The organism is Exiguobacterium sp. s132 (genome assembly GCF_018617235.1).
Taxonomy (GTDB): domain Bacteria; phylum Bacillota; class Bacilli; order Exiguobacteriales; family Exiguobacteriaceae; genus Exiguobacterium; species Exiguobacterium profundum.
Window position 1 is genome coordinate 1,260,973 of record NZ_JACSJU010000001.1, and the last position, 26,319, is coordinate 1,287,291.

At 48.6% G+C, this 26,319-nt stretch carries 25 protein-coding genes, 1 riboswitch and 1 other annotated feature; of the genes, 7 read left to right on the forward strand and 18 right to left on the reverse strand.

Going from position 1 to position 26,319, the window contains the following annotated elements; translation table 11 throughout:
* Nucleotides 1-111 precede the first annotated feature (111 nt).
* The 3 genes from leuS to KNO78_RS06470 all read right to left on the reverse strand — a co-directional run bounded on the left by leuS (nt 112) and on the right by KNO78_RS06470 (nt 4,883).
* The gene (leuS, locus tag KNO78_RS06460) at nt 112-2,517 is read right to left on the reverse strand and encodes a leucine--tRNA ligase (protein WP_214690709.1); all 2,406 of its coding nucleotides are present in this window, start codon (nt 2,515-2,517) and stop codon (nt 112-114) included.
* A gap of 39 nt (nt 2,518-2,556) precedes the next feature.
* Nucleotides 2,557-2,772: a binding site (T-box leader), on the reverse strand.
* Between the two features lie 53 nt (nt 2,773-2,825).
* Complete coding sequence (locus KNO78_RS06465) at nt 2,826-3,572, reverse strand: bacteriorhodopsin-like (protein WP_214690708.1); 747 nt, start codon at nt 3,570-3,572, stop codon at nt 2,826-2,828.
* Between the two features lie 126 nt (nt 3,573-3,698).
* Entirely contained in the window at nt 3,699-4,883 is a 1,185-nt protein-coding gene (locus KNO78_RS06470) for an MDR family MFS transporter (RefSeq protein ID WP_308162651.1), read from the reverse strand.
* A 178-nt stretch (nt 4,884-5,061) separates the two neighbouring features.
* On the opposite strand from KNO78_RS06470, the gene mnmL reads away from it, so the two are divergent.
* Together mnmL and mnmM are read left to right on the forward strand one after the other, a co-directional pair.
* The gene (mnmL, locus tag KNO78_RS06475) at nt 5,062-6,036 is read left to right on the forward strand and encodes a tRNA modification radical SAM protein MnmL/YtqA (protein WP_214690706.1); all 975 of its coding nucleotides are present in this window, start codon (nt 5,062-5,064) and stop codon (nt 6,034-6,036) included.
* Nucleotides 5,990-6,562 (forward strand): tRNA 5-(aminomethyl)-2-thiouridylate-methyltransferase MnmM, encoded by a 573-nt coding sequence (mnmM, locus tag KNO78_RS06480; RefSeq protein ID WP_074036434.1) that lies wholly within the window; start codon nt 5,990-5,992, stop codon nt 6,560-6,562. The genes mnmL and mnmM overlap by 47 nt, the downstream gene beginning before the upstream one ends.
* Nucleotides 6,563-6,593: 31 nt before the next feature.
* On the opposite strand, the gene KNO78_RS06485 is transcribed toward mnmM, so the two are convergent.
* Nucleotides 6,594-7,307, reverse strand: a complete 714-nt coding sequence (locus KNO78_RS06485; protein WP_074036433.1) for an alpha/beta fold hydrolase — start codon at nt 7,305-7,307, stop codon at nt 6,594-6,596.
* Nucleotides 7,308-7,395: 88 nt separating this feature from the next.
* Entirely contained in the window at nt 7,396-7,866 is a 471-nt protein-coding gene (locus tag KNO78_RS06490) for a GNAT family N-acetyltransferase (RefSeq protein ID WP_159562569.1), read from the reverse strand.
* A gap of 165 nt (nt 7,867-8,031) precedes the next feature.
* Here KNO78_RS06490 and KNO78_RS06495 point away from each other — a divergent pair, with 165 nt between their 5' ends.
* Entirely contained in the window at nt 8,032-8,550 is a 519-nt protein-coding gene (locus KNO78_RS06495; protein ID WP_196430939.1) for a hypothetical protein, read from the forward strand.
* Between the two features lie 37 nt (nt 8,551-8,587).
* On the opposite strand, the gene metK is transcribed toward KNO78_RS06495, so the two are convergent.
* Entirely contained in the window at nt 8,588-9,796 is a 1,209-nt protein-coding gene (metK, locus tag KNO78_RS06500; RefSeq protein ID WP_012726792.1) for a methionine adenosyltransferase, read from the reverse strand.
* A gap of 132 nt (nt 9,797-9,928) precedes the next feature.
* Nucleotides 9,929-10,048: riboswitch (SAM riboswitch) on the reverse strand.
* A gap of 322 nt (nt 10,049-10,370) precedes the next feature.
* On the opposite strand from metK, the gene pckA reads away from it, so the two are divergent.
* Nucleotides 10,371-11,942, forward strand: coding sequence for a phosphoenolpyruvate carboxykinase (ATP) (pckA, locus tag KNO78_RS06505; protein ID WP_196430940.1), 1,572 nt, complete (start codon nt 10,371-10,373; stop codon nt 11,940-11,942).
* Between the two features lie 15 nt (nt 11,943-11,957).
* On the opposite strand, the gene KNO78_RS06510 is transcribed toward pckA, so the two are convergent.
* The 12 genes from KNO78_RS06510 to KNO78_RS06565 form a co-directional block, all read right to left on the reverse strand.
* Nucleotides 11,958-12,722, reverse strand: a complete 765-nt coding sequence (locus KNO78_RS06510) for an alpha/beta hydrolase family protein (RefSeq protein WP_214690705.1) — start codon at nt 12,720-12,722, stop codon at nt 11,958-11,960.
* Nucleotides 12,703-13,176, reverse strand: coding sequence for an RNA deprotection pyrophosphohydrolase (gene ytkD, locus KNO78_RS06515; RefSeq protein ID WP_214690704.1), 474 nt, complete (start codon nt 13,174-13,176; stop codon nt 12,703-12,705). Before ytkD ends, KNO78_RS06510 begins: the two co-directional genes overlap by 20 nt.
* Nucleotides 13,177-13,275: 99 nt before the next feature.
* Entirely contained in the window at nt 13,276-14,628 is a 1,353-nt protein-coding gene (locus KNO78_RS06520; protein ID WP_074036426.1) for a glucose-6-phosphate isomerase, read from the reverse strand.
* Nucleotides 14,629-14,734: 106 nt separating this feature from the next.
* Nucleotides 14,735-15,898 carry an iron-containing alcohol dehydrogenase gene (locus tag KNO78_RS06525; protein ID WP_159562574.1) on the reverse strand — a complete coding sequence of 388 codons (1,164 nt, stop codon included), beginning with the start codon at nt 15,896-15,898 and terminating at the stop codon, nt 14,735-14,737.
* Between the two features lie 74 nt (nt 15,899-15,972).
* Entirely contained in the window at nt 15,973-16,965 is a 993-nt protein-coding gene (locus KNO78_RS06530; protein WP_214690703.1) for a Gfo/Idh/MocA family protein, read from the reverse strand.
* 99 nt (nt 16,966-17,064) lie between these two features.
* Complete coding sequence (yugI, locus tag KNO78_RS06535) at nt 17,065-17,457, reverse strand: S1 domain-containing post-transcriptional regulator GSP13 (protein ID WP_074033496.1); 393 nt, start codon at nt 17,455-17,457, stop codon at nt 17,065-17,067.
* A 196-nt stretch (nt 17,458-17,653) separates the two neighbouring features.
* Nucleotides 17,654-18,898, reverse strand: a complete 1,245-nt coding sequence (locus KNO78_RS06540; RefSeq protein ID WP_214690702.1) for a lysine N(6)-hydroxylase/L-ornithine N(5)-oxygenase family protein — start codon at nt 18,896-18,898, stop codon at nt 17,654-17,656.
* A 58-nt stretch (nt 18,899-18,956) separates the two neighbouring features.
* Nucleotides 18,957-20,141 (reverse strand): aminotransferase, encoded by a 1,185-nt coding sequence (locus tag KNO78_RS06545; RefSeq protein ID WP_159562577.1) that lies wholly within the window; start codon nt 20,139-20,141, stop codon nt 18,957-18,959.
* Entirely contained in the window at nt 20,138-20,632 is a 495-nt protein-coding gene (locus KNO78_RS06550; RefSeq protein WP_012726802.1) for an Lrp/AsnC family transcriptional regulator, read from the reverse strand. Before KNO78_RS06550 ends, KNO78_RS06545 begins: the two co-directional genes overlap by 4 nt.
* Nucleotides 20,633-20,634: 2 nt before the next feature.
* Complete coding sequence (locus KNO78_RS06555; RefSeq protein ID WP_159562578.1) at nt 20,635-21,435, reverse strand: glycosyltransferase family 2 protein; 801 nt, start codon at nt 21,433-21,435, stop codon at nt 20,635-20,637.
* Complete coding sequence (locus KNO78_RS06560; protein ID WP_074036416.1) at nt 21,432-21,680, reverse strand: NifU N-terminal domain-containing protein; 249 nt, start codon at nt 21,678-21,680, stop codon at nt 21,432-21,434. Before KNO78_RS06560 ends, KNO78_RS06555 begins: the two co-directional genes overlap by 4 nt.
* A 13-nt stretch (nt 21,681-21,693) precedes the next feature.
* Nucleotides 21,694-21,924, reverse strand: a complete 231-nt coding sequence (locus tag KNO78_RS06565; RefSeq protein ID WP_214690701.1) for a DUF1871 family protein — start codon at nt 21,922-21,924, stop codon at nt 21,694-21,696.
* A 532-nt stretch (nt 21,925-22,456) separates the two neighbouring features.
* Between KNO78_RS06565 and KNO78_RS06570 the strand changes: the two genes are divergently transcribed.
* Genes KNO78_RS06570 through KNO78_RS06580 form a run of 3 tightly spaced genes read left to right on the forward strand, consistent with a single transcriptional unit; the run spans nt 22,457 to nt 26,265 of the window.
* Nucleotides 22,457-24,712 (forward strand): ribonucleoside-diphosphate reductase subunit alpha, encoded by a 2,256-nt coding sequence (locus KNO78_RS06570; RefSeq protein ID WP_374193981.1) that lies wholly within the window; start codon nt 22,457-22,459, stop codon nt 24,710-24,712.
* A gap of 49 nt (nt 24,713-24,761) precedes the next feature.
* Nucleotides 24,762-25,268 (forward strand): flavodoxin domain-containing protein, encoded by a 507-nt coding sequence (locus KNO78_RS06575; protein WP_074036413.1) that lies wholly within the window; start codon nt 24,762-24,764, stop codon nt 25,266-25,268.
* Nucleotides 25,225-26,265, forward strand: a complete 1,041-nt coding sequence (locus KNO78_RS06580) for a ribonucleotide-diphosphate reductase subunit beta (RefSeq protein WP_074036411.1) — start codon at nt 25,225-25,227, stop codon at nt 26,263-26,265. The genes KNO78_RS06575 and KNO78_RS06580 overlap by 44 nt, the downstream gene beginning before the upstream one ends.
* Nucleotides 26,266-26,319 lie beyond the last annotated feature (54 nt).

Genomic DNA, 26,319 nt, shown 5'->3' on the forward strand with positions numbered 1-26,319 from the left:
GTCGTCCCCTTCTACTTCAGTATCGCCCTTTAGTGTATCAAAACCGTCAATAAAAGAAAATGACCTCACCAAAAAGAAAAGAATGTGCGACAATGTCACACATTCTTTTTGTTAGCCAACTACAATATTAACGAGTTTTCCAGGAACGACAATGACTTTACGAACCGTCTTGCCTTCTGTGAACTCTTGGACACGCTCGTTCCCGAGTGCTTCCGCCTCAAGTGCTTCTTTTGATGCGTCACGCGAGACGTGCATTTTCGCACGAAGTTTCCCGTTCACCTGGATGACGACTTCAATCGTGTCGCTCACAAGTTTTGACTCATCGTATGTCGGCCAAGCCGCATACGTCAACTCTTCTGTCATGCCCATCTTCTCCCACAACTCTTCAGACAAGTGCGGCGCGACCGGTGAAAGCATCTTGATGAAGTCGGCCATTTGCGATTTCGGCAACGTCTCTTGTTTGTTCGCTTCATTGACGAAGACCATCAACTGCGAGATTGCCGTGTTGAAGCGAAGGGCTTCATAGTCCTCCGTGACTTTTTTCACCGTCTGATGATACGTGCGTTCAAAGTCTGCAGTCGGTGCCACGTCTGCGAAGTTCGTCTGATCGAATAAACGCCAAACGCGGTCGAGGAAGCGACGTGCCCCGTCAAGACCATTCGTCGACCATGCGATTGCTGCATCAAGTGGTCCCATGAACATTTCGTAAAGACGAAGTGTATCGGCTCCGTGCGACTTCACGATATCATCCGGGTTGACGACGTTCCCACGAGATTTCGACATCTTCTCGTTGTTCTCCCCGAGGATCATCCCTTGGTTGTAGAGTTTTTGGAACGGTTCGTTCGTCGGGACGACACCGATATCGTAAAGAACTTTATGCCAGAAACGTGCATAGAGCAAGTGAAGAACGGCATGCTCCGTACCCCCGATATACAAGTCGACTGGAAGCCAACGCTTGAGTTTCTCAGGATCCGCAATCATCTCTTCGTTATCTGGATCGATGTAACGGATGTAGTACCAGCAGCTACCTGCCCATTGTGGCATCGTGTTCGTCTCGCGACGACCTTTTTCCCCTGTGACCGGATCTGTATACGTCAACCACTCTTCTGCGTTCGCAAGTGGCGACTCACCTGTACCAGATGGTTTGATTTCATCGATGATCGGAAGTTCGAGCGGAAGTTCTTCGACCGGTACCGTCTTCATCGTTCCGTCTTCCATATGGACGACCGGAATCGGCTCGCCCCAGTAACGTTGACGGCTGAACAACCAGTCACGAAGACGATATGTCGTCTTCGCACGCCCTGTGCCACTAGCTTCGAGCTCTTCAATGATCGTCTTGATGGCATCGGCTTTATTAAGTCCGTTCAAGCTACCAGAGTTGACGTGCTCACCGTCTTCGACGTAAGCCGCCTCTTCCACGTTTCCACCTTTGACGACTTCACGGATCGGGAGGTCGAACGTTTTCGCAAACTCATAATCGCGCTCATCGTGTCCAGGAACAGCCATGACTGCACCTGTCCCATATGTCGAGAGAACGTAGTCCGCTGTCCAAATCGGAAGTTTCTCGCCGTTCACCGGGTTGATCGCATAAGAGCCCGTGAAGACACCTGTCTTCTCTTTGGCAAGGTCTGTACGCTCGAGGTCCGTCTTCTTCGAGACTTCCTCAATGTATGCTTCGACTGCCGTCGATTGTTCCGGTGTCGTGACCACTTTCGTGAACGGATGCTCTGGTGCGAGTGTCACGTATGTCGCCCCGTGAAGTGTATCTGGACGTGTTGTGAATACCGTGACGATCTTATCATGACCGTCGACCTTAAAGTCGACCTCGGCACCGACCGATTTGCCAATCCAGTTGCGTTGCATCTCTTTCACGCTCTCAGGCCAATCGAGACCTTCCAAGTCTTCAAGCAAACGCTCTGCGTATTCTGTGATACGAAGCACCCACTGCTTCATCGGGACACGGTAAACAGGGTGGTTCCCACGCTCTGACAAGCCATCGATGACTTCCTCGTTCGCAAGGACCGTACCGAGAGCCGGGCACCAGTTGACCGCAACTTCATCGACGTATGCGAGATCACGTTCGAAGAGTTGCGTGAAGATCCACTGCGTCCATTTATAGTATTTCGGGTCCGTCGTGCTAATTTCACGGTCCCAATCGTATGAGAATCCGAGTTCTTTCAACTGACGGCGGAACGTCTCGATGTTGCGCGCTGTGAATTCACGCGGGTCGTTCCCTGTGTCGAGTGCATATTGCTCGGCAGGAAGACCGAATGCATCCCAGCCAATCGGATGAAGAACGTTATATCCTTGCATCCGTTTCATACGAGCGATGATATCCGTCGCCGTATAACCTTCCGGGTGACCAACGTGAAGACCTGCACCGGATGGGTACGGGAACATATCAAGGACATAGAAACAATCCTTCTCCGGGTCTTCTGTCGTTTTAAATGCTTCTTTCTCTTCCCAACGCTTTTGCCACTTCGGCTCGATTTCTTGATGTTTAAAATAGCTCAACATTCTTCCTCCTCTGCATAATAAAAAGCCTTCCGTCCCCGAAAATGGGACGAAAGGCTTGAAAGCTCTCCGCGGTACCACCCATGTTGCATTGCTGCCACTTGAGACGCCGGTAACGAGGCGTAACCCCGGTTTTCCCTACTCGTTTCAGGAAAACAGCTCCAAGGCGAGTTCACAACATCCGCTTATCGATTCACACCATCCATCGACTCTCTTTGAAACGGAACGTTCGCTACTAGTCCTCTTCAACGCTTGCTATTCATCGTAGTCTATTTTAGCCCATTCTGAAATTCAACGTCAACTTGAAGTTTTCAAGCTTTGACTTGTTTTTGCGTTGAGATGGTTTTAACAGCAAAGAACGCAATTAATCCGAATCCCACTTTATTGATTAAATCCGCAACGTTGTAAATCAATTCGCGCACGAGCTGAACTTCAATCCCTGTTGCGAACAATGTCACCGCATAGCCGATTGGGTAAATCGCCCACCCAATCAAAATGAAGAGACGCATGTTGAGTAACGCCTTCCGAATAGGTGGAGGTGACGTCTCCGCCGCTTTCGTGACGTTCGTGAAGAGCAAGTAAATGATATAAAGCCACGCAATACAACCTACAATATATCCCCAAAGTCCAAGTTGCGTGAATCCGCCGTTCAAGTTAATGGACGACTCGCCGAGATAACCGGCAACAATCATGATGATATCCGCGATAATCAACTTCGTTAATAAACCGGTCTTCATCTTCCCTTGCAGGCTAAGCAGTAGCGGAAACTTGATTAAGAGTAAGGGTGTCGTGACAAGCCAATCGATATACCGAATCTCCGTCGGAAACCCGGTGATTTCCGATAGTAATCCAGAATCGCCGACCGCATCCTTCATAAAGTAATAATGAATCGCTGCTACAAACGTAACGAGTGCCGCCACCGTCGCGACCGAACGGTACTCGGGATCCAGACTGCTCCGCTCAACGAGAAAATACAAAGTCGCAGCCGCCATTCCTACAAAACCAACCCAAAACATATACTGCGTTGCCAACACGAGTAAATTGACTTCCTCGTTCATCATGCCCATCCCCTTCAATGAGAATTGACCGACAACAACATATGTGGTGAAAGGATCCTTCACCTAAATTTTATCCTCGAAAGTCAATAGGTCGAAGCTTTAAATCTGTAGAGAATATGCGCAAAGTCACGAATTTTGAACATTTAATGAACGAATGCGTAAAAAGACAATGTTAGCTGTGATAATCAGCAAAATAATCAATGTAAATACTGCATTCATGCCGAACGCGTCGAATAATAAACCGGAGAACGTCGGTCCAATCATTCGACCGACGGATGCTGCGATATTGACGAGCCCTTGGTATTGCCCAGCTTTCCCAGGTGGGGCAAGCTTCGCCGCAATCGTCGGAACAGCCGGCCAGACAAACATCTCCCCGATGGTCATGACAACCATCGCGACCATGAACATCCCGAATCCACCAGCGAATGGGACAATCAAGAACGCACCGAGGAAGATGGATGCCCCGATGATCAATTGACGTTTTAAGTCGTCCTCAAACTGTCGTAAGACGCGGTTGAGCAACGGTTGTGCGAAGACAATCATCGCCCCGTTCACTGTCCAAAGGAGTGAGTATTGACTGATTGTGACGCCGAGATCTTTCGAGTGAACCGCAATCGTCCCCTGCCATTGAACATACACGAACCAAAGCACCGCATAACCGACGGCGACATACCACATCGATTTCATCGTCGCACTCGATAGTGACGTGGCGGCCGTTTCTAGTTGCGACTGAACGACAGGACGTGCCGGGTTTTTCAAATAACGCAGTCCAAACAAGAGCACCACGACAAATAAGACCGATAAGAAGAAGTTCGCATAAAAAATCCACTCGATGTTAAATCGAGCGATTTGACCACTCATTGCCGTACCGAGGGCGACCCCCACGTTTTGCGCGACGTAAATCGCATTGAACGAACGGCGTCCCCCTTCTGGCCAAATGAGACCCGCAAACGCATATACGGTCGGAAAGACGAGTCCACCTGAAAGACCGATCAATCCGAGCCATACGAGATAGCCGAAGAACGTGGCATGAAACAGTAAAAATCCAAGCGAGCTCGCGAGCAAGAGACCGACAGAAATCATCAACGTCGTCTTCCCACCGATTCGATCGAATAGCGTCCCTCCGATGTAGTTCCCGACAATCGCGAGTGCCGAGTTCACAAGAAGCGCCACCCCAGCAAGCGTCATCGACTCACCTAAAAAATCATGAATATACAGTGTGTTAAATGGCCATAAAAAAGACGCCGCCGTTGTATTGAGCGCCATCGCAATGACTAAAATCCATACCGAAATTGGCATTTTATTGTTCACACCAAGTCCTCCTTTCATTCTTCTTTCACATTAAAAAAATCGGCACAAAAAGGCCGAATCGACAAGATTTCCTTATCAAACCTAAACGAACGCCAACGAAGTGTCAAGAAAAATTACTTATTATGAAGTTTTGTCATTTTCCGTTTGTGATAGGATGAGCAAGGAAGGAGAGATGAACATGAATCCATTCGGTCAAAATCGCTACCATACACTAAATGAGGCGTATCGCCGAGAGTACGGGGGCAAGGTGTTTAAAGTGCCACTCGATGGTGGCTTCACGTGCCCGAACCGTGACGGACGTGTCTCAAAAGGCGGATGCACCTTCTGTTCGGACGATGGAAGTGGTGATTTCGCGGGAAATGCTTGCGATCCGATTCCCGTTCAATTTGCAGAAGTGAAGGCTCGTCTCCACCGGAAGTGGAAAAATGCCAATTATATTGCTTATTTCCAAGCGTTTAGTAATACGTATGCACCAGTCGAGCGGTTACGTGAATTGTATGAACCGGCACTAAATGAGGATGGGGTCGTCGGTCTCTCGATTGCGACACGTCCTGACTGCTTGCCGGACGACGTCGTCGCCTATTTAGCAGAGTTGAATGAACGGACTTCCCTTTGGGTAGAGCTTGGTCTTCAGACCGTACACGACACCACCGCTAAAAAGATCAATCGCGGGCACGACTATCAATCGTTTTTGACCGGTCTTGCGAAACTTCGCCGTCACAATATTCGTGTCTGCGTTCATATCATCAATGGCCTCCCAGGTGAGACACCAGAGATGATGCTCGACACGGCACGAGAAGTTGCTAAAATGGACATACAAGGAATCAAGATCCATTTACTTCACGTCTTGAAACACACACCGCTCGCCCGTCAATATGAGAAAGGACTGCTCGACTTGATGGAGGAAGACACATACGTCTCCCTCGTCTGTGATCAACTCGAACGGATTCCTCCCGAGGTGATCGTCCATCGTTTGACAGGAGACGGTCCTCCCGACCTCTTGATCGGTCCGCTATGGAGCCGTCACAAGATGCAGGTGCTAAACAAGATTCGTGCGGAATTGGAGCGCCGGGATTCTTTTCAAGGAAAAAAGAAGGATGAGATGTATGGGATTAATGAGAGTACTACCTTTTGCAAAACAATTACTACATGACCATCTCGAGGAAGGTCAGGTCGCCATCGATATGACGGCCGGGAACGGACACGATACGTTGTTCTTAGCGAATGCTGTAGGCGAGACAGGACATGTCTATGCTTTTGATATCCAATCAGAAGCTGTAGCAGCCACAAAGGCGCGGGTTGAAGAAGCGGATGTCAGTGAACGTGTGACCGTGATTCATGATAGTCACGATACGGTCCAAGCGGTCGTTGAAAAGGAAGCGCGTCCGATCACCGCGGCCGTCTTCAACTTAGGGTATTTACCGGGAAGTGATAAATCGATCACGACACACGGAAATACGACGATTGCCGCATTATCCCAACTATTAGACGTCATGGCTGTCGGTGGCGTCATCGTCATCGTGATTTACCACGGACATGAAAGTGGGAAAGTCGAACGAGACGAGGTGCTTCATTATGTAGAGTCCCTCGATCAAAAACAGGCAGGCGTCCTGCGTTATGGATTTATCAACCAAGTCAATCATCCCCCATTCATCGTGGCGATTGAAAAACGTGCATAAGAAAAAGGCGGCTCATTAGAGTCGCCTTCTGTCATTCTTGAATCAATTCATAAAACGTCATGAGGGTTTCCGCGAATTTCGTGTTCAATCGTTCGTAACCAAAGTGTGGGAATCCTTCCAATCGCCGGATATACACTTGGTCCCCACCGATTTTTCGACAAACATTCAACGTCAACTTCACGTCCGCAAACTGGTCGTCTGGTGCATAGAAACAGGCGAGCGGAAGGCGTGGCAGATGCTTCTTCTCTTCCTGATGCTCGACGATTTCTTCTTCGATCTCCCGATATTGCGCATATGTGATTTCTCCGAATCGGGACGACTCGTCTCCGCCGCCAGTAAATGTCATCATCCCAAGTGGCAAGTCAGGACGAAAACGGTCGACAGCACTTGCGACGACTTGTTTCAACCCACCGATTTGACGAGTGGCATGCCAATCAAACAATGGGGAGATATATGTGAGACTCCCGAGTGGCACATCGTACTCCTGTAAAAGGCGATTCGTTAAGAGTGCGCCAAGACTGAATGCCACGACATGAATCGGTAATTTATATTCTCCTGCCTCGCGCAATGCTCGCTTGATTAGTTGCTTATGGTCACCCGCCGTCAATCCAATCGATTGTTCGCGGACGACGATGACTTCATACTCGTCTTCGAGCCGTCGAATAAAGTTCTCGCTGATCCGTGACGTGAATTGTAACGGATACACGATGACGATGACTCCTTTTCGTACTTCTTCATTTGCCATACAGCCGTCACCTCGTTTATAGACTACATTCATTGTATCAAAAAAACATCAGCCGCAACTGATGTTTAAATAAAATCCGTCTGGAGGCTTAGCTCGGGTCATATCGTAAATGGATGAGTTCCATCGGGCGATCATACACCTCTTCCTGGATGCGATTCACTTCTTTGAAAGATTGATGCAAGAGGAAGGCGATTGCTTGCTCATTCGAATTCTCAACGTACACTTCCATCGGCTGTTCTTTTTTCGATTGAAGGTGGGCCAAAAAGGCTGCGCCGTAGCCGTTTCGATGATAATCGGGGTGCAGATAGAGGCGGAGCATCTCCCACATGTCACCGCGATCGATGGCATGACAAAATCCGATGACATCTTCTTCATATTCGCCAACGATAAAATACTGTTCTCGTGCTTCTTCACTTGAACTGATTGCTCGTACAATCTCTTCTTGCCGATACGCGCGTTCCATCGCTCTCGTTCGATTGGAATCATCCTGTGAAATGGTCGCCAGCGCGATGTTCCGAATCAGCGTCGCATCTTCTGGCACTGCTTCCCTCATGTTCATGACAGCTTCCCCCTTTTGGCCAATCTATTTGTATCATTCCCTATCCCGGTGTTTTTATCCTGCTCCTTCATTTCTTTTTCATGACGATTCATCAGAAAACGTTACGTAGACATTGCTCTAGGGTATAACACAACCAATGCCAATCAAACGAAGGAGTGGAACCACATGGAACCTAGACAAGAACATGACCCGAAAGTAGAACAGACAGCAAACCCGAACCGCCAATTCGATCAATTGGACGGGGGAAGTCCAAAAATCAGTGTCGTGACCGGGATGTTGCTCGGTGCACTCGTCGGTGGTCTACTCGCCTTACTTAGCTCCTCGAACCGGGAGCAGACAAAGCAATCCCTCTCGAATGCGAAATCGTCGGTCGGGGGCATCGTCAACGAAGTGAAACAAGATCCTGCCGGAAAGGCGTCTCAAGTCATTGAACAAGTGAAGTCGGCCTCGACAAAGATTCAAGAAGTCTCTACAGATGTTCAAAACGTATACGAAAAAGTCGTCGGGGAAGTCGATACCGTGAAAGAGGACGTCACTAAAATCGTCGAGACGGCTCAAGAGGCCAAGTCGGACTTACAGGACATCGGGGAGAAAGTCGTCGAAGCGAAGGATACGGCGCTTGGACAAGATCCGACAACCGATTCTTCATCCGATTCGAACAAACAGGTACCACCGACAGCATAAAAAAACGACCTTTCCTCGGAAAGGTCGTTTTTGATGATTACGCGAAACGTTTCGCGCCTTCTTCAAGAATGGCTGCTTTATCTGTTTGCTCCCATGGGAGTTCGATGTCTGTACGACCGAAGTGACCGTAAGCTGCCGTTTGTTTGTAGATTGGGCGACGAAGGTCAAGCATCTTGATGATGCCTGCTGGACGGAGATCGAAGTTCTCGCGAACGAGTTCAACGAGTTCCGTTTCGCTCAATTTACCTGTGCCGAACGTATCGACAGCGATTGATACTGGGTGTGCAACACCGATTGCGTATGCAAGTTGAACTTCTGCTTTATCAGCAAGTCCTGCTGCAACGATGTTTTTCGCTACATAGCGGGCTGCGTATGCCGCTGAACGGTCAACTTTTGTAGGATCTTTACCAGAGAATGCACCGCCACCGTGACGAGCGTATCCACCGTACGTATCGACGATGATCTTACGTCCAGTCAAACCTGCGTCCCCTTGTGGTCCACCGATTACGAAGCGACCAGTCGGGTTGATGAAGTATTTTGTTTCAGCATCGATGAGTTCAGCCGGAATGACTGCCTCGATGACATGTTTTTTCAAGTCTTCTTGAATTTGCTCAAGCGTGATTTCTTCAGCGTGTTGTGTCGAAATAACAATCGTATCGATGCGAACAGGGTTGTTGTCCTCATCATACTCGACCGTTACTTGCGTCTTCCCGTCCGGACGAAGGTACTCGAGCGTACCGTTCTTACGCACTTCAGCAAGACGACGTGACAACTTGTGTGCCAACGAGATTGGAAGCGGCATGAGCTCAGGTGTCTCGTTTGTCGCATATCCGAACATAAGACCTTGGTCTCCTGCACCGATTGCATCGAGTTCCTCTTCAGTCATCTGACCTTCACGTGCTTCAAGCGCCTGGTCAACACCTTGCGCGATGTCTACCGATTGCTCATCGATTGACGTCAAGACCGCACACGTTTCAGCATCAAAGCCATATTTCGCACGCGTGTATCCGATTTCGCGGATTGTTTCACGGACAACTTTCGGGATATCCACGTAAGTTGACGTTGTGATTTCACCAGCTACGAGTACAAGACCTGTTGTGACAGACGTTTCTGCCGCAACACGGGCATTCGGGTCTTCCGCTAAAATGGCATCCAAGATGGAGTCAGAGATCTGATCACAAATTTTGTCTGGATGTCCTTCAGTAACCGACTCTGAAGTAAAAAGTCGACGGTTCAATTTTGACATTCAAAAAACCTCCTATAATAAGGGTATTATGTGGACGGTACTCGTTCCCCTTACGCGTTGCTTTGGGACGGTAATGAAAAAAACCTCCCCCGATGACATACATGGGGAAAGGTTGAATCGTTCTTCCTTACCCTCTTATCGTTCGAAGCTAATGGCTTCGCTTCAGGATAGCACCTTTTCCGCACAAGACTTCATGTCGGACGGTTGCTGGGCTTCGTAGGGCCTTGTTCCCTCCACCGCTCAGAATAAGAGTATCCGTTACGAAAACCATCATATAAATGACACTCGATTATGTCAAGGGAATCGGACGAATTCGTAAAAGTTTTCACAGACTTGCAAAACATTTCTGTTTGTGAATCGTCAAACATTTTTTTATTTCGTTTCTTTTTTTTAACACCTTGTGATAAGAGAATGTGATAAAATGACTTTGTAAGAAAGCGCTTACTTAGAGAGAAGAAACGCTTGTGTTTAATTAGTGTGTCACATATAATTAAAAATGTCATACTGATTAATCGTAATCGCGGAAGTATGCGGATTTCATCCACATCTATTTAGGGGAAAGGTGGGATTCAGGATGGCGACAACGCTCCTGAAAATCGAAGAATTAATTAATGGTGCCGACATGTTACGGAACTTGACGGTTCCAGAGCTGGTGGAAGAAGCCATTCAAAATGGTGAAGGTGTACTGACAAAAGACGGGGCATTATCTGTCAGCACCGGTGCTTTTACCGGACGGTCACCGAAAGACAAATTCGTCGTACAAGATGAAGTCAGCAACAACCTCGTCGATTGGGGTAAAGTGAACCAACCGATCGCAGAAGAGAAGTTTTCAGCACTTCTTGACAAAGTTCTCAACCATTTAGAAAAGAAGGATAAGCTGTATTATCTAGAAGCATCCGCTGGTGCAGATGAACACTATACGTTGCCTGTCCGTGCCATTACGGAGTATGCGTGGCACAGTCTGTTCGCCAAACAATTGTTCTTACGCGAATGGCCGACGAAAGGTGCGTTCGACCCGTTCACGGTCATTTATGCACCGAGCTATAAAGCAGACCCTGCGGTCGATGGTACGAACTCTGAGACGTTCATTCTCGTCTCATTCGCCAAGCGCACGATTCTGATCGGGGGAACAGAATACGGTGGCGAAATTAAAAAATCTATCTTCTCCGTCATGAACTTCTTGCTACCTGAGCAGAACGTGTTATCGATGCACTGTTCAGCAAACGTCAACGATGCGAACGAAACGGCACTCTTCTTCGGATTGTCGGGCACTGGGAAGACAACGCTCTCGGCTGACCCTGAGCGTCACTTGATTGGAGACGACGAACACGGATGGTCACCGGACGGGGTCTTCAACATCGAAGGAGGTTGTTACGCGAAGACGATCAACTTGTCTCGTGAGAACGAACCTCAAATCTATGATGCGATTCGCTTCGGTTCATTGATTGAAAACGTCGTGTTGAATGAAGATCGTACACCGGACTATAAGAACATTTCCCTGACGGAAAACACACGTGCGGCATATCCAATCGAGTTCATCGACAATGCGATGCTCCCATCTCGCGCAGGTCATCCGAATACGATTGTCTTCTTGACGGCAGATGCATATGGCGTCTTGCCTCCGATCAGCAAACTGACGAAAGAACAGGCGATGTACCACTTCTTGTCGGGTTATACGTCAAAACTTGCCGGCACCGAGCGCGGTGTCACAGAACCACAGGCGACATTCTCGACTTGCTTCGGTTCACCGTTCCTTCCGCTCGCTCCAGAGCGTTACGCGGATATGCTCGGTAAATTGATTGAGGAACACGACGTGGATGTCTACCTCGTCAACACAGGTTGGACTGGCGGTGCATACGGTGAAGGTTCACGTATGAAACTCGCTTACACGCGTGCGATGGTCAACGCCGCAGTCAACGGTCAACTTCGCGACGTCGAGACGAAGAAACATGACATTTTCAACGTCGAGATTCCAGTAGCCATCGAAGGCGTACCGAGTAACGTGCTCAATCCACGTGACACGTGGAGCGACCCAGCTCGCTACGATGTCGAGGCGAAGGCACTCGCGATGAAGTTTAAAGAGAACTTCACACGGTTCACGAAAGCGAGTGAATCGGTCATCGCAGCCGGTCCACTGGTCATCTAATACGAAAGCACCGACTCATCGAGTCGGTGCTTTTGCTTGTTGTAGCATCCATTCCATCGCTTGTTCGGTCGTCTCCCATTTATCCCAAAACGGGAGTTGGTGTCCGAACGGAAGCACCCAAAACTCGGCCTGCTCACCTAATTTCTCGGCGACTGCCGTCGCATGGCGCAATCGGACCTGCTCATCATCCGTACCATGGATGATCAGCGTTGGAGCGCCCCATTCCTTATAGAGCGGAGAACGTTCCGTATATGCCGTTTCTGCCGATTCAGGGTCCCCGCCCGTCATGCGACGTAACATCTTCCGCATCGAGCGCTGCTCTTCATACGTCCACTCTAGATTCGTCACACCGGCCCATGAAGTGACAGTGGTGACCGGTCGTTCAGATGCGAGTGAGAGTGCCATCATCCCACCGCGCGAAAAACCGAGTGCATGAATCGGTCGTCCACTCGTTTGGACGCGATCATAGAGTGAGAGTACGTCTTCTAAATCCTCTCCACCGAAGTCTTCTTTTCCCGTACCTCCGTGATTGCCTCGATAAACCGGGGCCACCACATGAAAACCACGTGCCGCAAATTGCATGAGTCGCGGCAACCGGACGTCTCCGATTCGTGCCGTCCCCCCTCGTAAGTACATCAATACCTGTCCGTTCGACCGTTTCGGTTCAATCGAATAGGCGACAACCTCTTCCCCATCATTTGTCGTATACCACCCACGCGTCACCCGATAACCGGCATAAGGTGGCAAGACGTCGACCCGATCAAACCAAGTGTTGCTCATGGAGCACCCTCATCGTTTCAGGTAAGACACGGTCTTTCATCATAAAACTGTAACGTGGATTCCGTAGTAGGTTGTCCGGCAAGAAATCGATCAAGACGGCCCCATCCGTCTCGTCGACTGCGGGATGATCTTCGAATCGTTCGATTTCCGCAAAATAAATGTTTTTGATGACGGTGTCGCCGCGGCCGAGCACACGATACTGCCCCATGTATCGTAATGTCTTGACGACGCCTCCGGTCTCTTCATATACTTCCCGGATGGCAGCGGCATCCTCATGTTCGCCCGGCTCGACTTTCCCACCTGGGAATTCGAGCCCTCGTTGCTTATGTTTCGTCAATACCCATTTGTCCTTATATCGGGCGACGACCCAGACGTGGAGCGGCGTGTCTGAGAACGGATAATGGGTGAAGCTTAACTCGACTTGATTATGATAGTAATCCTTGAATGTCTTCATAGTCCATCCCTTTCTTTCCCCTGTCTACTCTCACTTTACCTTGTCTGCACCCAGTTTCAAACAAAAAAATCGGTCCGACACGCGGACCGATTCGTTTTCTTATTGATTCAAGCGTTTTTCAAGTTCTGCTTTTTGTTCTTCATACCCTGGTTTACCGAGTAATGCGAACATGTTCGCTTTGTATGCTTCAACGCCAGGTTGGTTGAACGGGTTCACCCCGAGGATGTATCCGCTCATTGCACATGCTTTCTCGAAGAAGTAGAACAAGTAACCGAGGTGGTAAGGTGTCATCTCTGGCAATTCGACGACAAGGTTCGGTACGTCCCCATCTGTATGTGCGAGGAGCGTCCCTTCTGTCGCCTTGTCGTTCACGAATTGGATTGTTTCGCCTGCGAGGAAGTTCAAACCATCCAAGTCTTGTGCGTCTTCTGGGACATTCATTGTGTGACGGACTTCTTTCACACGGATGACTGTCTCGAACAAGTCGCGACGGCCTTCTTGAATGTATTGACCCATCGAGTGAAGATCAGTCGAGAAGTCGACAGCCGCAGGGAAGATCCCTTTGTTGTCTTTCCCTTCTGATTCTCCGTAAAGCTGTTTCCACCACTCTGACACGTAGTGTAGAGCTGGTTCGTAGTTGACGAGCATCTCAATCGATTTACCTTTCGCATAGAGAGCATTACGTACGACTGCATACTGATACGCTTCGTTCTCAGCCAATTCTGGCGAGCTGTAGGCGTTTTGTGCATCGCGTGCGCCTTCCATCAAAGCATCGATATCGATTCCTGCAGCGGCAATCGGAAGAAGTCCGACCGGTGTGAGGACAGAGAAACGTCCACCGACGTCATCTGGAATAACGAACGTCTCGTAACCTTCAGCGTCCGCGAGCGTCTTGAGGGCGCCACGGGCACGGTCTGTCGTCGCATAGATCCGCTCACGCGCTCCGTCTTGACCATACTTGTCTTCCATGAATTGCTTGAGGACACGGAATGCGATCGCAGGTTCTGTCGTCGTTCCTGATTTCGAGATGACGTTGATTGAGACGTCTTTCCCTTCAAGCACTTGAAGCAACTCTCTCATATACGTTGAAGAGATGTTATGGCCCGCATAGAATACTTGTGGCGCCTTGCGCTCTTCTTTTGACAATACGTTGAAGAACGAATGTTGAAGCATTTCGATCGCTGCACGGGCACCGAGGTAAGAACCTCCGATTCCGACGACGACGAGAACATCTGAATTCTCGCGAATTCGTTCCGCCGCAGCTTTGATTCGTGCGAACTCATCTTGATCGTATTCGGTCGGAAGGTCGACCCACCCAAGAAAATCACTTCCGGCACCGCTCCGCTCGTGAATCACCGAGTGGAGAGTTTTTACCGTTTCTTGCATTTGGTCGATTTCATGCTTCCCTACGAATGAGAGCGCGTTTGAATAATCGAAACGTACAGTTGACATGTCATTTCCTCCTTTAAATCGCTCGTAAAAGAGCCATACATGACCCATCATAAACGGAAAGTCTAGATTCGTTCAATCATTATTGCAAAATAGGCAAGAAATCGCCTTATTTACTTAGTTCGAGAATATGCGCAACATCTTCCCGTTCGAGCGTACGGAAACGACCAAATGCACCACGTTTCATCGCAGAATCAAGAATCGCATCGAATGTCGACTCGTCGATATCGTAGTCACGAAGCGAGTTCGGTGCACCGAGTTGATCGAAGAACGCACGGATGGCCTCGATTGTACGCTTCCCTGTCTCTAAATCCGTTGCACCTGGCTCCACATCGAACACTTCCGTACCGAGTCGAGCAAAGCGAGCCGCATTGTCTTCATCCAACACATGTTCCATCCAACGCGGGAAGAGGATCGCGAGGCCCCCAGCATGCGGGATGTCATGGACAGCAGATACGGCGTGTTCGATGTTGTGCGATGCCCAGTCACCGGCTGCACCCATTTGAAGTACACCGTTCAATGCCATCGTACCTGAGAATAAGATGATGGCACGGAGGTCTACGTTTTCTAAATCGTTGACGAGTTTCGGTGCCGATTCGACGACCGCTTTCAACACACCTTCTGTCATGCGTTCTTGTACCGGCGCATGGTTCGGGTGGAAGTATTGCTCGAAACAGTGGCTCATCATGTCGACGATGCCATAAATTGTCTGGTCTTTTGGAACTGACACGGTGTAACGTGGATCGAGGATCGAGAATGTCGGGAATACAAGTGGGTGACCCCAACCGAACTTCTCTTGAGTCTCCCAGTTCGTGATGACCGATCCCGAGTTCATCTCCGACCCTGTCGCAGCGAGTGTAAGGACTGTCCCGAATGGTACCGCCTCTGTCGGGATATGTTCACGAAGTACGATGTCCCACGCGTCCCCGTCATATGGAATCGCTGCTGAAATCAGTTTTGTGCAGTCGATGACGGAACCGCCACCGACAGCTAGCAAGGCATCAACGTCCTCTTCACGCGCAAATTTCACCGCACGACGTACAGTCTCAATCCGTGGGTTCGGTTCAACACCTGAGAAGTCTACGTATGAGATACCGGCTTTTTCAAGCTCGGCCACGACTTCATCGTACGTCCCGTTCTTTTTGATGCTTCCGCCACCATAGACGAGCATCACTTTCTTCGCGTCAAGCGCTTCTAGTTCTCCACCTAATTTTTCGACCTGATGTGTCCCAAAAATTAGTTTTGTCGGGTTTTTGTATTCAAAGTTGTGCATAAGTTAACCTCCTCATAGAAATATGTAACACCTACACTATATACCCTGTTTTCACGGAATGAAAAGTATCGTGCTTACTGATAGATACGGTCGATGATGTGATGCAAGATGACCGCTTCCTCCGCTTGCCGATAGTTCGGCTCTTCTCCACAGGCCTCAAGGAAGAGTCGGATTTGCCGCTCATACGGGTCGTGTTCAGTCAAATAAGCTGGTCGCTCGTCAAACAATGCACCAAATTTCTCCGTGTGAAGTGTGAGCGGGAACAGACTGGCTCCGGATTTCGTGCCGCGACATTCCACTCGCATCGTATCTTTTTCCTCGATATTGGCCATGTAGCTGACGTCGAGTAATAAGGATGCTCCGTTTTCAAACGTGACCATCGCTCTCGCCGTATCCTCGACTGTGAGTGAACTCGCGTCCCATTCCCCCAGCAAGCCGACACCAGGACGATTCCCTAAGTACTGACCGACATGACCGACGACCTCTCTCGGTTTCGGGTATCCCATCAAATGAAGCGCCAGGTCTAACATATGCACACCTATGTCGAGTAATGCACCCCCGCCTTGCAGTTCTTTATTCGTGAAGACACCCCATCCCGGAATTCCACGCCGTCGAAGCGCGAGCGCCGTCGCTGCATAGATGTCTCCGAGTTCACCCGCATCAATCATTCGCTTCAACAGAACCGTATCCTCACGATGTCGGTAATGGAATCCGTAATGCAATGTTTTTCCGGCTCGTTTTGCCGCTTCCAACATCTCGATCGCTTCATTCTCTGAGATTCCCGGTGGCTTCTCACAGAGAACGTGACATCCTGCTTCAAGCGCAAGCAGCACTTGCTCTTTATGTAAGGCGTTTGGTGTACATATACTGACCGCATCGAGATTTTCACGTGAAAGCATCTCTTCGACCGTCTCATAAAGGTTCGGGATGCCGAACTGTCGCGCGACACGTTCCCCGTTTGCCCGTGTCCGGTTCATGACCGCCACCACATCCATGCCTGCTTTGACATAATTCGGGATATGGGCACTCGTCGCAATTCCTCCCGTTCCGATGATGCCAATCTTCATGCCATCCCCTCCTATTCGCTTTACAGTTTCGTCATTCAATCCGCCGATTCCTGTAAAATAAAAAAGGTGACCCGTTTAGAACGGGCCACCTTGGGACACTTACTTCTTGAAGTTTGTGTTTTTGATCCAGTCTTCAAGTTTGTCTTTGAGGACTGTGAATCCTGGAGCTTCTTCTTGCTTGAAGTTTGAAGATGCTTCGTTGCGGCGTGGCGCACGACGAGCTGGCTTCGCAGACTTCTCGCGTTTTGGAGCTTCTTGAGTCGCTTTCATTGAAAGCTTGATTTTTTTAGAAGCTTCGTCCACTTCAAGGATTTTCACTTCAACTTCTTGACCAACTTGAACGTAATCGTTTACGTCTTTTACGTAGTCGTGTGAGATTTCTGAAATGTGTACAAGACCTTGAGTCTCATCGTCGAGTGCTACGAAAGCACCGAAAGGTTGGATTCCTGTTACTTTACCTGTTAATACTTGATCTTTTTCGTATTTTGCCATTACAAACAACTCCTATGCTAAATTCATCAACTTACTATAACATACTTTTTTCGATAAAGTGTAGAATTTAGCAAAAAAGATTATTTTTGACGTGTTGGTATGTTTTAAAGTCGAAGTGCGGGGTAAATACAAATCAAGCAAGACTTCAAGTATTCCCCCCTGATTCCGCTAGGCGACTCGCCTAGCCTTTTTTTGTTCAAAATGTCGTAAACGGCTTCTGATGACGAATCGGATAGATCGTTTCTCCAGCCATGTCGTTCAAAATGACCGCATTTCGATAGACTGCCATCCCGAGATTCGTCGCAGCCGGACCATGTGAATGCTCTATATTCGTGTGCGTAAACAACTTTCCGCCTAGCGACTCTCTCATGATCACCTCATACGTGTCACGGACTGCCCATTCTCCCTCTACTTCCCATACAACCGGGAGCTGATCTATCCAAGATGGGATCACCGGGCGATACCCCGTCGCCACGACAACGAGATCGTACTCTCTTTCAATCACTTCTCCCGTATACCGTTGGGTCCCTTTCAAACGATGTGTTAACCAATCATAAGAAATCGATTCCACTTCGACCTGTGTCATCATATCAGCCTTCGTCGCTTCCGCTTCTGCCGTCCGATGATACAAGGTCTCATAGATCGAGGTCATCGTCTCAGGATTGACACCATGACGGAAACGCTCGAATGACCCGAGTAGCTCTTGCCGAGCGTCGTACGGTAGCTTATGAAAATAATCGACATAATCCACACTAAAAATTTCATCCCCAAGCTTGCCTGCTTCGAGTGACTCAAATTGTTCGGAGCGTGTGATCCAGTCGACGCGTTGTTCATCCGTCGCTTCACGCAACAAGTCCAGAAATACTTCCGCCGCACTCTGTCCGCTCCCCACGACCGCGACACGATATCGGTCTTTGAGGACGTCCCGGTACGTCAAATAATCGCTCGTATGAATGACTTGTTCAAACCCGTCCGGCACGAATGGCGCCGCCCCTGTCCCTAGGACGAGATGTTTTGTATGAACTTGTGTCGATCGACCATCTGATTCGACGGTCACGAGGAAGCACTCTTCTTCCACTACAACGTCAGACACATAATGATTGAAACGAATCGTCGACAGTTGATTTACAACCCATCGCAAGTAACGATTGTATTCCGTTCGAGGAATCTTATCTTGTTCTTGCGTGATAAATGTTTGGAGTCGACCCGTATCACTCAAATAGTTCAGAAAACTCGCCGAATGGGTCGGGTCCGCCAACGTGACGAGATCTTGTAAATAATGCGTTTGCATCGTCATCCCTTCAATCAACATGCCTTCATGCCACATCATCTCCGCGCGTTGCTCAAAGCAAATCCCATGCAGTTCAGTTTTTTCCGCAAGGGCCATGAGACCAAGATTATACGGACCACACCCGATTGCAACAAAGTCAAATCGTTTCATCATCTTCACCTCGCCCGTCTTTTCCCTTTCGTTATATCGCTAAAACGCCAAAGAACTCTCACGAATGAGAGTCCTTGGCTACTGTGACTTCAAATTGTTTCATGAAACGTTGAATCCGGAGAATCGCTTCTTGTAGTTGTTCGAGCGAAGTCGCATAACTCGCCCGGACGAATCCTTCCCCGCTCTCACCGAAGGCATTTCCAGGAACAACGGCGACACGTTCTTCGATGAGAAGACGTTCTGCAAATTCCTCACTCGTCAATCCAGTATGTCGAATCGAAGGAAAAGCATAAAATGCTCCACCTGGCACGTGCGTCGGTAATCCCGCCTCGTTCAGCGCTTGAATGAAATAGTTCCGACGTTGACGATAACTTTTCACCATGCTCGGCACGTGCTGCTCACGAGTCCGAAGTGCCTCGAGTCCACCGAATTGAACGAGCGTAGGTGCACACATCATGCCATATTGATGGACCTTCAACATCTCTCGCGTCACAACTTCGGGCGCGCATGTGAAGCCAAGACGCCATCCTGTCATTGCGAACGCTTTTGAGAAACCATTCACAACAATCGTCCGGTCTCGCATGTCGTGGAGCGTCGCGAAGCTGACGAATGGGTCGTCATAACAAAGTTCCGCATAAATCTCATCGCTGACGACCCAAAGGTCATACTTTGTCGCGAGTTCTGCGATTTGCGCGAGTTCGTCGCCATTCATCGTAGCGCCCGTTGGATTGGACGGGAAGCAGAGCAAGATCGCTTTCGTTCGTTCTGTGATGGCTTGCTCGACGTCATCCCGATCGAGTCGAAACCCTTTCTCTGGACGACACGCGACAGGCACGACGGTTCCACCTGCCAACTCGATGAGTGGACCATATGAAACGAATGCCGGTTCGACCACGATGACCTCGTCCCCTGGATTGAGAAGGGCACGGAATGCGATATCGAGCGCCTGCGATGCCCCTGTCGTGACAATCAATTCAGACGTCGGATCGTACTCGACTAAAAAGCGTTCTTTCATATAAGTTGCAATCTCTTCACGCAACTCGATGAGACCGGCGTTAGCACTATAGGCCGTATATCCTTCTTCGAGTGCGGCATAGCTCGCTTCTCGCACGTTCCACGGTGTGATGAAATCCGGTTCTCCCACCCCGAGAGAGACCACGTTATCCATCGTCTGTGCTAAGTCGAAGAAACGGCGAATGCCCGATGGCTTCATCGAGACGACTTGATTTGATAAAGACTTCATGGCGTGATGTTCAACCGCTTATCTTCAGTTTGTGGGGTGAACAAGATCCCGTCATGTTTGTACGTCTTCAATTTGAAGTGAGTTGTCGTCGACAAAACCGAATCAAGCGGCGAAAGCTTGTCTGAGACAAATGAGGCAACATCTTGAAGTGAGTTTGCCCGGATGACGACTTGAAGGTCATAAGCACCCGACATCAAATAAAGCGCTGTCACCTCTGGGAAGCGATAAATACGCTCGGCCACGTCGTCAAATCCGCGCCCTCGTTTCGGAGTCACTTTAACGTCAATGAAGGCAGTGACATCGTGGCGATTGATTTTTTGCCAATTGACCATGGCACGAAATCCAAGGAGAATCCCGTCTTGCTTGAACTTCTCGAGCATCGACTCAATCGTCTCTTCATCGAGTGCCAACAAGTCAGCCAGCATCTTCGTCTCGAGATACCCCTTTTCTTCTAACAATTCTAACAACTCAAGTTCTTTTGATGAATACATACTTATTCTCCTTCCGTTCGACCAGGTAGCACGCCTGTGAACGTTCTCTCTGTCTGTCTCACGTATGAACGTCGTTCCTCCTGAACGATATGGAAATTCTTCATCTCCATGTCTGTCAGACCGTGCTTTTGACAAAAACGATCAAAATAACGACGTCTCGTTTCATCCTGTATTGCTGATAGGTTGTCGGTCCCGTTGAACGCGTACAGTACCGTCGCACGCGCCGGGTGTGACACGGTGAATGCATCCATTACCCTTAACAAGAAATCCCAATCCCAGTAGTTATAGACGTCTTCGTCGAATAGGCCGATCGTGTCATGAATCGATTTGCGATACATCGTACCCGAAGGGATAAACGTCGAGTCCTGACGCATCCGCTCTCGATCAAACGCGTAAGCGAACGGTTCCCAGTCCGTCACGACACGACGGCCTCCTCTCCATTCGAAGCGGAACAGCTCAGCGTCCGAATAGACGAGGTCAGCCTGTTGAAGGTCGCGTAGCCCTGCCTCTAGATGTGTCGGCATGAGCAAATCGTCATCGTCTAGTAACAAGATGACATCGCCTCTCGCTTCGAGAACACCACGATTACGGGCACGAACATGATGGTTTTCACCCACTTCGATGACACGTGCATCCAATTGATTCAAAAAAGGCGCCAAAAGGTGTTGTTTTGGCGGCCCTTCATTATTCATGACCAAGACCTCAAACTGCTGAAATGTTTGGACCGTTAGACTTTCAAGCAGTTCCGTCAGTTCCGTCTCGCGTTTATAAGCCGGAATGACAATCGAGACAATCGGTTTCATCCGCGATATGCCGTCTCAACGAGTGGAAGAATTGCTTCCCAGCTCACACCGTTCTCCTTTGATACGGTCACAAAGTCACCATAAGCAAAGACACTCTCCACGCCTTCGATTTCAACTAACTTGGCGAGAAGCGGTTGATCTGTCGCTTCGCCCGCCTTCACACTTTGACTCTTGGCGCCAAACACGTTCTCTGGAAGTGTCACTTTCATCGCATTCGGATTCGGTGTTGGATCAATTCGTAACATTATTGGTTCCTCCTTATAGTTGGCAAGATGACGATACGAGGAGTCGCTGCGCCATCTCGAAAATCTCTGTTTCTAGTGGACACGCATCGAACGCTTCAAGAAGCGTTCGGCGAATCACTTCGGTCAATTGTTCGGGAGAATCGACATAGGTTAATGCCATCATGACTTCATCAAACTCAGGTCCGTATGAACCTGCCCCATAACCGAGTGGGTCCCATGTTAATAATAAGTCTTCTGTACGCACTTGTTAAACCCTTCTTTTCGCTGAAATTCCATGTCCTACTTCACCAATCTACCTTACTTTTTACTCGGATACCAGCCTTGACAAATGGATTCATATTTCTTGATTCATCAGAACACTATATCTAGTATGAAATGAATATGCAGGTATTTTGATAAGTAACGTCAAATACAATCCATTCCACCTCAAACAAACGGATGAAATGTTTCATCAAGAGTGATGAAATCGAATTCATCAATTTGTGAAAAAACAAGCAAAGACAATACATAAATTTTTTTCATCTCAGTTCTCTGTCTCAAATTGGGTCATGAAGCCCTTTTGGAGCAAAAGCAAAAAGGTGACGGGCACATTCCAGAATGTCAAGGATTGAAAAACTAAATATAGGTGTTTTATGATTAAAAAGATAAAAAAGTGTCAATATATAGTTAACGGGTATTTTGATCGTTAACACGATATTGTGACAGGTAAGGAAGTTCTTATTATCCTTTTATAACGTCTACACCATCTAAAGGAGTGATCTATTTTGACATCCCCTATCCACCACGAGACGATGCTACCAGCGGCTCCAACGCTTTCTGACGTCTCTTCTCTTATTCAATCTATCCAGACACGGTATCCTCACTTAAGCGTAGAACGCTATGAAGAACGGGCGATTCGGGCGCTCGAGACAAAAACGCTAACACAAGATGTAGTATATGACTTATTGACGATGCATGCCCTCGATATGTTGAAAGCCGAAGAACCGGACTGGACGTTCGTGGCAACGGAAATGTACTTGAACCGCCTCTATCTTGAAGCGGCACGCAACCGCGGTTACGAAGCATCTATGCGTTATGGTAACTTCTATCAACTGGTCGAGACGTTAACATCAAAACGAATTTTCACGTCAGCGCTTCTCGATACGTATTCAAAAGAAGACATGGACCATCTCGAAACATTGATCGACCCATCCCGTGACCGTCTCTTCACATATATCGGACTCCGCACGTTGTCGGACCGCTATCTTGGGCGCGATCATGTGAAGAACCTTTATGAGCTTCCACAGGAGCGCTTCATGGTCATCGCGATGACGCTCATGCAAAAAGAAGATGAGACGACTCGATTGAAGCTCGTCGAAGAAGCTTATTGGGCTTTATCAAACCTTTATATGACGGTCGCGACACCAACGTTGTCAAACGCCGGTAAATCATATGGACAGCTCAGCTCTTGTTTCATTGATACAGTTGATGACTCCCTCCGTGGCATTTATGATTCGAACACCGATGTGGCGACGCTCTCAAAAGGTGGCGGTGGAATCGGTGTCTACCTCGGGAAAATTCGTTCACGTGGTAGTGACATCAAAGGATTCAAAGGTGTCTCAAGTGGTGCCCTTCCTTGGATGAAGCAATTGAACAACACGGCCGTCTCTGTGGACCAACTCGGTATGCGTCAAGGCTCAATTGCCGTCTATTTAGACATTTGGCATAAGGACATCTTCGAATTCCTAGACGCGAAATTGAACAACGGGGATGAGCGCCTCCGGACACACGACTTGTTCACAGGCGTTTGCTTACCGGACCTCTTCATGCGTACGGTCGAGGCACGCGGCGACTGGCACTTGTTCGATCCACACGAGATTCGTACCGTGATGGGATATAGCCTTGAAGACTATTTTGACGAATCAGAGAACGGTGGAAGCTTCACAGAGAAATATATGGAATGTGTCAACACGCCAGAATTATCTCGTGTGACAGTTCCAGCCATCGACCTTGTAAAACGTTACATGCGCTCACAACTTGAAACAGGTACACCATATATGTTCTTCCGAGACGCAGTGAACCGCGCAAACCCAAACAAACATGCCGGGATGATCTACAGTTCAAACCTCTGTTCTGAAATTGCGCAAAACATGTCGGCAACGACAATCGAAGAAGAATACACACAAGACGGAAAAATCGTCATCACAAAGACTCCTGGTGATTTCGTCGTCTGTAACTTGAGTTCAATCGCACTTGCTCGTGCCGTGAAAGCCGATGTGCTCGAACGACTCATCCCGATTCAAATGCGTATGCTCGATAACGTCATCGATTTGAATACGATCGAAGTTCCACAGGCGATGATCACGAACCAGAAGTATCGTGCAGTCGGTCTAGGAACGTTCGGTTGGCATCACTTGCTCGCACTAGAAGGAATCCGTTGGGAATCGGTCGATGCCGTTCAATATGCAGAGAAACTCTATGAAAAAATCGCGTATCTCACAATCCAAGCATCGATGGAACTCGCCAAAGAAAAAGGAGCATTCGGCGTCTTCGAAGGTTCAGAATGGCATACAGGCGAATACTTCAAGCGCCGGAACTATCGTTCACACGACGACCTCGATTGGGACGGTCTCGCAGCAGAAGTACATCAAAACGGCGTCCGTAACGCCTATATGATGGCCGTTGCACCAAACTCATCGACGGCGATTATCGCTGGTAGTACCGCATCGATTGACCCGATCTACAAAAAGGTCTACTCAGAAGAGAAGAAAAACTATAAGATTCCAGTCACGGTTCCCGACTTGACGCCGGACACGAACTGGTTCTATAAATCAGCATTTGAAATTGATCAATTATGGAGCATCCGTCAAAACGCGGCTCGCCAGCGCCACATCGACCAAGCAATCAGCTTCAACTTATACGTGAAGAACGATGTAAAAGCGACAGAGCTTCTTGCGATGCACCTCGAGGCATGGTCTCTTGGCATGAAGTCGATTTACTACACTCGTTCGACGACTGTCGAAGTCGACGAATGTGAGTCGTGTGCTTCGTAAACCGTCGTCATAATCATTATGTATATTTTATAGAAAGGTGGTCCACCCTATGAACATCGCAATCATCTGTCATTCGATGAGTGGAAACACAGAAGAAGTGGCATCGCTCATCGAATCGACACATCATCGCCGTGGCGATACGGTCGTCCGCTATGATGCCGATCGCGTCGGATATCGCGAAGCTCAATCACTCGCTTCGTTCGACCTCGTCTATTTTGGCTCTTACACGTGGGCAGACGGAATCTTACCAGACGAAATGAAAGATACGTTCCGCCTCGTGTTAAAGGAACTCCAAGTGCCGATTCGACAAGCTGCGGTATTCGGAACCGGTGACAAGATGTTTGTACATTTCTGTCGCGCTGTTGACGAGATGGCGTACCACCTTTCAAAATACGGAATCCCACTTGCCGGGGAACTGCTTAAAATCGAGCAGTCCCCACGTAACCAACCGTTCAACGTCCAACATTGGGCAGAGCGGATGGCTCACCATGTAGAAGAAGGAGTTATGCATCATGTCGATTCAGAAAATCAAATTATTGTCGCCCAAACATCCTAACCGGGCAACCGCCATCATTGGCGGGGAAACGAGTTCGATCGTCAATTGGAACGATATCGCGTATCCTCAGTTCTATACCATTTACAAACAGTTATTATCGAACTTTTGGATTCCTGATGAGATCTCAATGTCTAAGGATATGCAACAATGGCCGCAATTGACTGAACGTGAACAGGATGCATTCAAACGGATCATCGGACTGCTCTCGATTCTCGACTCGGTCCAGACACGATACATCCTCGAGTCTTCTATGTTCTCATCTGACTCGTCTGTACACGCCGTTCTCGCGGTCATCGCACAACAAGAGGTCGTGCACAATCAATCATACAGCTATGTCCTATCAAGTCTCGTGCCACTCGCTGAACAAAATCGAATCTTTGACATCGCCAAAGACGATGAAATGGTCATGAAGCGCAATCAATTCATCTTGGACTTATATGAAGCGTTCCGCGAGACTCCGAACGCTGAAAACTTTGCGAAATCGCTCGTTGCATCCGTCATTCTAGAAGGCATCAACTTCTATTCAGGATTCGCTTATTTCTACAATCTCGCCCGCCACCAAAAGATGGTCGGTACATCAACGATGATCAGTTATATCCAACGTGATGAGATGCAACATTCTTACTTCATCAGCCAGCTCTTACGTGCCGTGCTGACAGAAAATCCGAAGATTGATGAAAACGGAAAGTTCAGTCAGTTCGTATACGACACGATGGCAGAAGCGGTCGACCTCGAGATCGAGTGGTGTGAATACGTTCTCCGTGACCTCGATGGACTCGACGTCAGTGAAATGCGAGACTACGTCAAATACTTGGCGAATAAACGCCTCCGCGTCATCGGTCTGAATGACTTGTATGAAGGATTTGACGAAGATGTCATGCCTTGGATCCGGGCATACTCAGATGACTCGCTCAATGCGACAAAATCTGATTTCTTCGAACAAAAGTCACGTTCTTATGCGAAAGTGACAGACGCGAACGGATTTGATGATTTATAAAATTGAACCGAACCGATTTAATCGGTTCGGTTTTTTTGTACATCAAAAAAACCC